General features: G+C 61.1%; 1 pseudogene. It reads left to right on the plus strand.

Features of this window, described 5'->3' with window-relative positions:
• Nucleotides 1-739: pseudogene (locus tag H8B02_RS47575) on the plus strand (IS5 family transposase); the annotation flags it as partial.
• Nucleotides 740-755: the final 16 nt, after the last annotated feature.

Here is a 755-nt window from a genome sequence, read left to right on the forward strand (position 1 = left end):
TTGAGCGACGCGGCGTGGGAGCGGATGGCGCCGCTGATCATAGGGCGCCCCGATCAGAAGGGCTCCACCGGACGCGACAACCGGATGTTCGTGGAAGGTGTGCTGTGGATCGTGCGTACGGGATCTCCCTGGCGCGATCTCCCGGAGGTCTTTGCGACTGGAACAGCGTGTTCCGGCGCTTCAGTCAATGGAGCATCAAGGGTGTTTGGTGGCGGATCTTCGAGGCGATGTCCGATGATCCGGACTTCGAATATCTGATCGTCGATTCCACCATTGTTCGGGCGCATCAGCACGCCGCCGGCGCCAAAAGAGGGGGTCTGAAGATCAAGCGATCGGTCGCTCGCGCGGGGGCCTGAGCACCAAGATACATATCGCCGTTCGAGGCTTGGGATGTCCGGTGCGGTTCACGCTGACCGCGGGTCAGAAGGGCGACGCACCGCAAGCCGCCGCATTGATCGAAGGCTTATCCGCCGAGGTCGTCACGGCCGACACCGCCTATGACGCCGATCACTTGCGCCAAGCCATCGCCGCCAAAGGCGCGCTCGCCGTCATTCCCAACAACCCGTCTCGCGCGATGAAATTCCCACTCGACAAGCATCTCTACACCCAGCGTCATCTCGTCGAATGCTGCTTCTCAAAGCTCAAGCAGTTCCGACGTGTCGCAACCCGCTTCGAAAAAACGGCCCGGAATTACCGGGCCGTCGTCACTCTCGCTGCCATTGTTCTATGGATGCGCTAGTGTCCACACTACCTAG

Source organism: Bradyrhizobium altum (genome assembly GCF_020889705.1).
GTDB lineage: Bacteria > Pseudomonadota > Alphaproteobacteria > Rhizobiales > Xanthobacteraceae > Bradyrhizobium > Bradyrhizobium altum.